The 9,404-nt window shown below is 48.8% G+C and carries 7 protein-coding genes; 3 read left to right on the top strand and 4 right to left on the bottom strand.

The annotated features are described in order from the left end of the window. Positions 1-2,453, top strand: a 2,453-nt coding sequence (locus IQ235_RS10670) for a CHASE2 domain-containing protein (RefSeq protein ID WP_264321450.1), incomplete at its 5' end; no start/stop codon positions are given. 318 nt (positions 2,454-2,771) lie between these two features. Here the strand turns inward: IQ235_RS10670 and IQ235_RS10665 are convergent. Together IQ235_RS10665 and IQ235_RS10660 are read right to left on the bottom strand one after the other, a co-directional pair. Continuing rightward, a complete protein-coding gene (locus tag IQ235_RS10665) occupies positions 2,772-4,544 on the bottom strand; it encodes a peptide ABC transporter substrate-binding protein (RefSeq protein WP_441373259.1) in 1,773 nt (590 codons plus the stop codon). A gap of 61 nt (positions 4,545-4,605) precedes the next feature. Next, entirely contained in the window at positions 4,606-5,880 is a 1,275-nt protein-coding gene (locus IQ235_RS10660) for an AAA-like domain-containing protein (protein WP_264321449.1), read from the bottom strand. Between the two features lie 613 nt (positions 5,881-6,493). Between IQ235_RS10660 and IQ235_RS10655 the strand changes: the two genes are divergently transcribed. Then, on the top strand, positions 6,494-6,709 hold the full coding sequence (locus IQ235_RS10655) for a hypothetical protein (RefSeq protein WP_264321448.1): 216 nt from the start codon (positions 6,494-6,496) through the stop codon (positions 6,707-6,709). Between the two features lie 306 nt (positions 6,710-7,015). On the opposite strand, the gene IQ235_RS10650 is transcribed toward IQ235_RS10655, so the two are convergent. Further along, positions 7,016-7,174: a hypothetical protein gene (locus tag IQ235_RS10650; RefSeq protein ID WP_264321447.1), complete on the bottom strand. Its 159-nt coding sequence runs from the start codon at positions 7,172-7,174 to the stop codon at positions 7,016-7,018. A gap of 62 nt (positions 7,175-7,236) precedes the next feature. On the opposite strand from IQ235_RS10650, the gene IQ235_RS10645 reads away from it, so the two are divergent. Further along, on the top strand, positions 7,237-7,788 hold the full coding sequence (locus IQ235_RS10645; protein ID WP_264321446.1) for a glycine-rich domain-containing protein: 552 nt from the start codon (positions 7,237-7,239) through the stop codon (positions 7,786-7,788). A 46-nt stretch (positions 7,789-7,834) separates the two neighbouring features. On the opposite strand, the gene IQ235_RS10640 is transcribed toward IQ235_RS10645, so the two are convergent. Continuing rightward, positions 7,835-9,404 (bottom strand): helix-turn-helix transcriptional regulator (locus IQ235_RS10640; RefSeq protein WP_502652846.1); only part of this gene is annotated, 1,570 nt, incomplete at its 5' end.

The raw sequence follows: 9,404 nt of genomic DNA, 5'->3' as shown, positions 1-9,404 counted from the left end.
CATCCGACATCCCAAACGATACGATATCCATGACCCACCAGATCTGGAACACCCTCAAAAAACGAATCGGTCAGTGGCGTGGGGTTTTAACGATCGCGCCAACGGTAGCGGGATTAGTGGTTCTCGGCGCGCAGACCGGGACATTTGCCTTACTTGAGTGGGCGACTCTCGATCGCTTTTTTCAACTACGCCCGGCCGAACCGACCGACTCTCGAATCGCAATTGTCACCATTAGCGAGGCAGATATTGCCAATCTCGGACAATGGCCCATGAGCGATCGGGTGATGACCCAGTTACTCAGTAATATTAAAGCGCAGCAACCCGTCGCGATCGGTGTCGATATTTACCGAGATTTACCCGTCGAACCGGGTCACGAGGAGTTAATTAAGCTCTTCGAGTCCACACCCACCCTGATTGGCATTGAAAAAGCCAGTGGAGAAACCGTCCCGCCTCCCCCAAAATTGGCCCAGTTGGGACAGGTTGGTGCGTCTGACCTCCTCCAAGATGCTGATGGTAAGGTGCGCCGGGGATTGGTGTGGCTTGATGGCGAAGACGGTCAACCGCGAGAGGGACTCGGTGCAAAGCTGGCGTGGATTTATCTGGCAGCGGAGGAACTCGAGTTCAAAAATTCTCGCCCCAACGAATATCAGGTGGGGAAACTGGCACTCGCGCAATTACAGGGGAATGAAGGAGGCTACGTCGGCAGGAAGAAAGGCGGATATCAGGTTTTATTGAATTTTCGCGGCGGGATCGATCGCTTCGATACCATTTCTATGACCGATGTGCTCGAAAACCGCATTCCGTCAGATTTAATGCGCGATCGCATCATCTTTGTCGGTGCAACGGCCGACAGCCTCAAGGACATTTTCCTCACGCCATATAATGAAACCTTGCTGACCCCCGAGCCGGTTCCGGGTGTCGTCATTCATGCCAATTTAACCAGCCAGCTTTTGAGTGCGGCCCTTGACGGTCGTCCCATGCTGAAAGTTTTTGGAAAAACGGTCAATTGGTTTTGGATTGGAGCTTGGTCGTTCGTCGGTGCGGCAGGCAGTTGGCGCTTGCTGCAAATGCGCTTGCGCAATCCCTACCTATCAGGCACCATCCTCATGATTCTCGTTTCTGGAAGCGTTCTGGGAACCGGTAGCTATCTGGCTTTTCTCGTGGGTTGGATGATTCCAGTTTTTTCGCCCCTACTGGCCTTGAGCGCCTCCGCAATTTTGACGGCAAACTATCACGGTCGATGGCAACTCAAACAGGCAAACCAGCAACTCGCAAAAACGAATGAAAAGCTAGCGCATACCAACCAGCAGCTAGAAAAAAGCAACGCGCAACTGGCAGATGCAAACCAGCAGTTAGAGGAATACTCACATACCTTAGAAAGTAAGGTTGCCGATCGCACCCGAGAACTGCAAAATACCCTCGATAGCCTCCAAGAAACTCAAGACGAGCTGATTCAATCTGAAAAAATGGCAGCTCTCGGGCAACTGATTTCTGGAGTCGCCCATGAAGTGAATACGCCATTAGGTGCGATTCGTGCTTCTGTAGATAATATTAATATTTTTTTGAATAAAAATCTAGAAAATCTGCCAATTTTTTTTACGAAACTTTCAGTCAAGTATCAACCCCTATTTTTACAATTACTTCAATATTCCAGTACGAAAGGTGAAAACTTATCCAGTCGAGAAAGACGAAAATTAAAACGCGCTCTCGCTCGAAAAATGCGAGAACACGATCTAAAAAGTGCAGAAACTATTGCCGACATTCTGGTAGACTTAGGAATTTACGAAGAAGACCGGTTTCGTGATTTTTTACCTTTAATTCAAGCGACCGATCGCGAAGATATTTTGAATACGGCTTATCAAATAGCTGGATTACAAAAAAGTACGAGTACAATTATTAATGCAACCGATCGTGCCGCGAAAGTTGTTTTTGCACTCAAAAGCTATGCTCGTTACGAGACAAGCGGTAACAAGATAAAAGTTCGCATTACCGATGGCATCGATACCGTTCTTAATCTTTATCAAAATAAACTACAGAACGGTATTGAAGTGATTCGGAACTACGAATCGCATATTCCTCTCATCTTAGGTTATCCCGATGAAATTAATCAAATTTGGATGAATTTAGTTCACAATGCCTTACAAGCCATGGATAACCGAGGAACTCTTGTTATGAATGTGGCTCGTCAAAATAAGAGCATTCAAATTCAGATTATAGATAGCGGTCGAGGGATTCCTATTGAGATTCAACCCAAAATATTTGACCCTTTTTTTACGACCCAACCTCCCGGAGAAGGAAGTGGTTTGGGACTCGATATTGTTCGCAAAATTCTCGATCGCCACCAAGGAAAAATTGAATTTGATAGCATTCCTGGAAAAACGACTTTTACCGTTTCTTTACCAATTCCTTGCCAGCAGAGGAAAAAACGAGAAAAAATTCGAGTTGATGGATAATAGTTCGAATTGACTCGAAGAAATCGCATCGGCTGGGTGGCTAATATCAAGTTCGGTTAAACATTTATAATTCTTCGTGAAGGGGAGGTAGGAGGAGCGAACCAGAGAAGCTTTCAGACGATCTCGCTCAATTGTAACGAATCATCCGAACTTGATATAACTTATTCGCGATCCCTTAATCTCTTCTTCATTTTCTGTTCTTTACTCCTCCAGATTCTCCACTATCTTGAGCTTCCCCAGCGTCCTCTACGCCTCAACCTGAATGATGATTCAACTGGATTTGATATTACAGCGAATCATCAGTATTTAACCTTCATATTATCGATCCTCACCGCTCGACCCACCAATTTTTTTCCATTCGGAAATATTCCAAGTATTGCGATCCCAAGGTGTTAGATCGATGCCGATCAATTGATGGCTTAACCCGATGGAATCTGCACGATGAACTAGTGGAATTACCGCCACATCGTCAATCAACAAATCATTCATTTGAATGAATAATTGCTGGCGTAAATCGGGATCGAGTTCTCGCGTGGCAGCATCCCAAAGTAAATCGTATTCAAAATTGCAGTAGCGGGCAAAATTTTGCCCCGACCAGTTATTTTCACGGGTCGATCGCTCGTCACAGGTATAGGTTTTCATATACGTTTCCGGGTGAAGACTGGCATTTCCCGTTGTAAACATTTGCAAGTCGGCATAGAAACGAGCAACGGTATCTGTATTACCGGGTTCCCCCGAAAACAAAATGCTCGGATCGATGCTTTTGAGTTCCACATCGATTCCTAACTGAGTCAGAGATTGCTTGATAATTTCTTGGGTTTTTTGCCGGGTAGGATTGACGGACGTTTGAAAAACGATTTTCATTTCCACCCCATCTCGATCGCGAATACCGTTATCGTTTGTATCTACCCAGCCTGCTTCATCTAACAAAACGGCCGCTTTTTCTAAATTAAACTCGTAAGTTGTATTGGCAGAATTGTAAGGTTGGGGCAACAGTAAAAAGTTGGCGACGGGCTTTCCCATCGTTCCATACAATTGGGTGGCGATCGTATCGCGATCGATCGCCAAGTCTAATGCTTCCCGAACCTGAAGATCGGTTAAAAACGGGTGGGGAAACTCCACACTCGATCGATCGCCCTCCTCAGTCGCTTCATTTGGATCGGTCTGATTGATGATGATGCGCTCTGATAGAGGTCCGAAATTGGCTAAGACGATTCCTTTCCCCCCCGCTTCGAGTTCTTCGAGAACCCTCGGTTCTACCTGAAGGTTATCGGCATAATCCACCTCTCCCGTTTGCAAAACCGCGCGGGCAGCGGATGTAGCATCGCCACCCCCTTTGAGTTCGATCGTCGAGAAACCCAGCGTTTCGACATCCCGGTAAAAAGGATTGGGTTCGTAAATCACGATATCCCCCGGTTTGAACTCCACCACCCGGTACGGCCCCGTTCCCACCGCCATCAAATTCGCTGGGGCTTCCCGCGAGTTCGCCCCGCTATAGTCTTCAAACAAATGCTTGGGCAAAATCAACCCCTCAGAACCGACAAAGGGTAGGGACCAAGCGGGGGTGACATCTCTAAAAATTACTTCGACTGTCAGATCGTCAATAGCTTCCACCCGGTCGATGAACTCGTAAAGTCCCGCATTGGTCGATGCCACCTCGGGATTGGAGATGAATTCGTAGGTAAACACCACATCTTCGGCGGTAAAGGGTTTACCGTCAGACCATTTGATACCAGGTTTGAGTTTCCAAATTACGGAAAACCCATCATCACTCAGTCCGCCGTTTTCCAACGTCGGGATTTCAGCCGCCAGAAACGGTATCAACTCACCTTCACTGTTGTAGCTTGCAAGGGGTTCGAGGGTGATGCGGCTCGCTTCGGAATCTTTAAACCCCGTAGATAGGTGGGGATTGAGAATTGTTGGGGCTTGCCAGTACAGCAGCTTGAGGACATCCGGCGAGGTGCCAGAAATCGGGTTGTTTTGGGGACACGAACTCAGTAGAGATGCACTCAGAAGCGGTAACAAACATCTGAGAAAAAAGGGATGAGAGATTTTAGACACGCTAGCCTGTTGGGGGATAAGAATCAAAATATTCACCTAAAAACTTACTCCTCTGGCTTGTTTCAAGCAAGTCTGGGATGAAGGAGATCGATTACAATCGATCGCGGAAGTATTGGCGATAGAGTTCGCAGCAAGGTTCCACCGCATTCCCCTGCCAACGGACTAATCCCATGCGAACTAACTGACGGGCGATATCGAGGGGAAGTTGTACGGGTTTGGAGGTGTTGGCAACAACGTCCATTCCTCGAGCGAGTTCGGGATACTCCTGAAGGCTCAGCCAATATTTACACAGATAGTTCCCAAATAATCCTCCTTCACCTGCGGCTGTTTGCAAAAGTCGATCGAGTTCGAGATGGGGCGAAGCCGTCAGGTTGGATAGTGCCAGTTGCAGCAATCCCGGATGACCGCCAAGGGTTGCCATGAGTTGTTCGATTTGCGATCGTTGCCAATCGAATCCATTGCGTCGCACCAACTCCCATACCTGTTGAAGATCGAATTCGGGCAAATCGACGGGCGTGCCGATGTCGAAATCGAAAGACAAGGTGGGGGAGAAGAGGGGATAGAATTCATAGCTGTGGGAGACAACTAAACGCAACCGAGCTGGGCGATCGCTCCGTTGGTTTTCCTCGTGCCACGCCTGTAATAAATTCAAAAAGTCGGAGGCGATCTCGGGATAGGCAAATAGACGCTCGACGTTATCTAAACCCAGCACTAGCGGTACGTCGATGTTGGCAAGCAGGTATTCTTCAAAATAAGCCGTGCAGCTTGCATTGCTCCCCAAACACCGATCCCAATACTCCTCGACTTGATGGTTTCCCAGGAGCAATTTGCCAATGCTGGCACAAAACCAACGCAAGAACCGATCGAGATTGACGAAAATCTCGCGATCGGCAAGCAACAGGTTGAGACGCACAGTGTGGTAACCTTGCTTTGCCGCGCCATCGAGAATGCGACCGAGCAGCCAAGTCTTACCGATTTGACTCGGGCCTCGAATGCGCAAAAATGCCTGGGGTTCGCAGATGGCTTGATGGCACTGAGCTTCGATGGGCGGTCTGGTCACGTAGCGCCGAGAGGCTAAACTCCCTTGCCGCTGCGTGTCGATGGGTTTGCCTAGCAGTTCGGGTCGATACCGGGCAAACAATGCAATTAAGTCACTGCGTTTCGAGCGTCGTCTGCCTTTGGCTGCACTCAATCCGAAGGTTTGACAGATCGCTGAAATTTGTTTGCGTACCGTTCCCGCTTCGATCTTCAAAGACTCGGCGATTGCGGCATCGGTTTCTCCATGAAGGAGTTTGAACAAAACTTGTTGGCGTTTGGGGGAGCGTTGCAAGCGATCGAAGGCGATCGCAAATTCGATTTTATCCATACACTTGAGTCTCTTGGAAGGGTTCGAGAGCGATCGTTATGGAGCATCTAGGTAAACCTTTTCGCGGCGCTACTGGTGTTTGTCAGATGTACGCCGCGACATCGAAACCGACTGCATATCGGTTGGTTCGAGTTATCATGTCACTCGAGACGCGCTCCCTTCGTGTTTTCTTCGAGCGCGCGCCGTCAGGTTAAAAAACCCTCTTTCGCTGGGCATAATAGCTCAACCCTTTACCGTCTCCAATTTGTTTAGACCCCCTAGACCGTCCGCAAACTCTCTGTCTAAGCCCCCAGAGTCGTACTCTAGTCCGATCGCTCAAATGAAAAGACCCATCCATGGAATCTATTCGATTGACGATGGAATAAGGCTTGCTATATCTGAATTTGAGTCATCTATTTATAGCAAAAACGAACGAGGTATTAAACAATGAGAGAATCTACATGCGATTGAGACAAGCATTTAGCCTCTAAGTCTTAAATGTGATTTAAATTGGGGAGATCGAGAAATTCAATAGAACAAAAGAATAACCCGATCGATGGTTTGCACTTGGAGCTTGAGAATAAAACAATCTCCCTAAAGTACCATTTTGAAGGAGAACTCGAATGATGACGATGTGCCTGTTTCTCTTCTGATAATCGTCATCTCCAATCCAGATCGTTCTCCACACTCTAGTTTTGGGAGCGTCTATCTTTACTCTCCCGACTCCCCCGACAGTCTGACGATTCAACCGGATTTGAGTCGCCGTCAGCCGTTCCCCGTTCTGGATCTTCGGGTGTCAGTCAACGAGTATCGATTCAGCCGAAGACGAATATTTGTCCTCTTCATTTAACTTACGGATCTGGCACTGAATATTCCGGAATATTCAAAATTTCAATCCGGAGAATACCGCAATGCTCGTGTATATTGCTGTAGGGATGAGTTTAGTATTCAAATGAATACTTTCATGAACAGAACTCGATTGCAAGATGCCTTTACCCTCATTAGAGTTTGGGCTTAGTGGTTCGCAATTGGATAGCAAACTCGCGTCCGTGCAGCGCGCGAGTTGTGGGAGGACAAAAAAGCATCGAGCAATCGGGTTGGCTGACTATCGTTCCCTAGGGGTAAGAGATGACGATTCAAAATGGGAGCGATCGCATCAGCATGAAGTTTCACAATTGAGAATGTCATAAATCGTATCCCGCACACAAGCGTCCACCGGTCCGGCGATAAGGAAAGCGATCGCATCCTCAGATTGCCAAATCGCACCAACCGATCGCCGGTTCGACAAGCGACGTTTTGCGGGTAAGAGACTCATGGCTCGCAACAACCGACTTCCGGTCGAGAGATCGAGTCACAATCGCATTAGGTGATACACACATGAATTTTCAACATTTCCAAAGCCCAAACTCTAACCCATCGAACTCTCTGGAGGCAGACGCGTTAGCCTTCGTGGGCAAGTTAGCATCCCTGGACTTGGGTCCGATCGCCTACAAACTGATGAGCCCCGAAGACGGTCCGGGGTGGACTCAAGCGGAGGCGACAATGGCTCTGGTGCAGTATATGCGATTCTTGCTGTTGGTGTTTTTGTATCCCAACAGCACCCTCATACCCACCCCGGAAATCGATCGGGTTTGGCACTGTCACATTTTGGATACATCAAAATACGCCGAGGATACGCAAATGTTATTCGGTCGCTTCTTGCACCATTTTCCCTACATGGGAACCCGCAGTGAGGTCGATCGCCAGCAGCTCTATTCGAGCTTCGAGCAAACCCGAAAACTTTTCGAGCAACACTTTGAAATACCGATTTCGCAAATGCGGTGGTCTCAAGTGAGTGCTTGTAAGTTATTTAGCGGTTCCGAACAACATCGTCCGAGTATTCCCCTAAGTCTCGATCCATTTCAGGCACTATGGGGGCAGTTTGCCTAATTTAAACCTGAATTTTCGGATTGGATGGGAAATGCGGGAATTGACTTCAGGCACTTTGACCGAGTAGGTTCTCCATTTCCCGTTTCTCGGGGATCATCCCGAGGCGGCCGAACGCTTCGACGGCCTGGTTTGCCCAGGTTTGGCACTGACTCTCGCGACCTCGTTTGTTGTAGAGGAGGGCAAAAGAACGCTGGCAAAACGCCAGACAGCGTTTGTCTTGATATTCTTCCACTGCGGGCAAACCTTGGTTTAAGAACGCTTCGGCCCGCTCGAATTCATCTTGAGCGATCGCTACATCAGCCAGCCACAGCTTGCTGTAGACGATCGCTCGCTTCCAACCCATCATGCGAGCGTATTCGATCGTTTTTTCGTAAAAACGCTTGGCGTTCTCGTATTCTCCCATCTCGAAACAGAGTTGGCCTTGATAGTACAACAGATTCGCCTGAAAGCGTCGGCGTTGGGTGACTTTCAAAGAGGCTCGCACCAGTTGCTCTCGAACGCGATCGAGCCACACCCGCGCCCGATCGAAATTGTGGCGATCGATTTGTAAGGATGCCATATCCAGGGCAATATCGATCTGACCGGAAATATTGTGTATTTCGTAGAGCTTCCACGCTCGCTCGAATAACTTGACGGCATCCTGATGCTCTTCGGGTCGATCGAAAAAGGTCAGGGTACGACCTCGATCGAACAGGGCAGCAGCCATTGTATCCCAGTCTTTGCGCCGCTTAGCCTGTTTGTAGAGCCAATCCATCCAGCGCAGGCGACCGGACCAATATCCGGCAAATTGGGTATATCCCTTGAGATATCGCCATATTTCTCGAAAGTCTTCGTATCGCTCTTTCTCGATACACCATTCAATAACAGCCATCAAGTTCTGCCATTCCGCTTCCAGCGCCCGGTAGGGCAACCACTCTTTGGGGTCTTTCGCCCCGTGCTGCCGAACGAATTCCAGGCACCACCGCACCCAACATTCCCTGGCATCTCGCTCGAACTTGGGCGTATCTTTGAGTTCGGCGAGGGCATACTCTCTCGTCAGCGGCAGCAGATAGTATCGACGATCGTTGCATTCGATCGCCGATAGTTGCCCCAACCGCGCGAACCCCGCATCGACGATCGTGCCGTCAGGTTTGAAGTTGGTAATCCGAGCAATAGTGCTTTTCTCGACATCGTGAGGAAACAGCGCTAGAGCCAGCAGCAATTTGTGGGCGGGTTTTCCTCGGATCGCTTTAATGAGGCTCTCCAAGCAATATCGAGCCACTTCGTCTTCAGGATCGGTGAGACGATCCATCACCGTCGCAAATGCATGACCCAAAGCCAGTTGTCCGACGGCGTAAATCGCGGCGGCCGGGATGCCGCAAGTTTGTTGGTAAAGGGTTTGGTACTGGGCATCGTCGAGCTGGAGGTCTTTTTGGATGGCGCGATCGCGAATCAGAGCCAACGCCTCGGCTTGGGGTAGGGGGCCCAAACGGATCGAAACATCGAGGAGAGTTTGCGATCGACTCGTGACGATAACTTTAACCGTGGGAGGCAGTTCGTCGAGGAAAGAGAGAATTTGGGGACGATCGTCGAAAGTTTCTAAGTTGTCGAGAATCAGTAATGTCTGCTGGCGGGCC

Source organism: Zarconia navalis LEGE 11467 (genome assembly GCF_015207075.1).
Lineage (GTDB): Bacteria > Cyanobacteriota > Cyanobacteriia > Cyanobacteriales > Geitlerinemataceae > Zarconia > Zarconia navalis.
The sequence above is the reverse complement of the archived record's forward strand: the minus strand, read 5'-3'. Positions and strand labels throughout refer to the sequence as shown.

Coding starts and splice junctions, on each gene's coding strand:
- IQ235_RS10650 (WP_264321447.1), bottom strand. CDS start 7,174: ATGAGTCTCTTACCCGCAAAACGTCGCTTGTCGAACCGGCGATCGGTT.
- IQ235_RS10660 (WP_264321449.1), bottom strand. CDS start 5,880: ATGGATAAAATCGAATTTGCGATCGCCTTCGATCGCTTGCAACGCTCC.
- IQ235_RS10645 (WP_264321446.1), top strand. CDS start 7,237: ATGAATTTTCAACATTTCCAAAGCCCAAACTCTAACCCATCGAACTCT.